General features: G+C 31.1%; 1 protein-coding gene. It reads left to right on the top strand.

All coding sequences use genetic code 11. The features are described from left to right. The coding region (locus AC1DWA_RS33750; protein ID WP_477917900.1) for an MFS transporter at positions 1 to 380 on the top strand (380 nt) is incomplete at both ends.

The raw sequence follows: 380 nt of genomic DNA, 5'->3' as shown, positions 1-380 counted from the left end.
AATTTAGGGTGGGAGTGGATGTTCTTTATAGGAGCAATTCCTTTGCTATCTATTCCTTTATTAAATAAGTATTTACCAGAATCTCTTTATTATTATGTTGTAAAAAGAGAATATACAAAAGCAAAAGCTATACTAAAACGCTTAAATTCTGATTATATTTTCTATGATAATGATATTTTTGAGGTTGATGTACCAAAACAGGGTGTTCCTGTAGTTAAGTTATTTGAAAATCAGCGTGGAAGAACAACGATAATGTTCTGGATTTCTTGTTTTATGGGCTTGTTATTAGTATATGGACTTGGAACATGGCTTCCTCAGATGATGGTGAAATTAGGATACCCTCTTGAATCTAGTCTACTATTTCTAATGAGTTTAAACAT

The sequence above is a fragment of the Rhodococcus sp. P4_F3_2 genome, assembly GCF_056401335.1.
The sequence above is the reverse complement of the archived record's forward strand: the minus strand, read 5'-3'. Positions and strand labels throughout refer to the sequence as shown.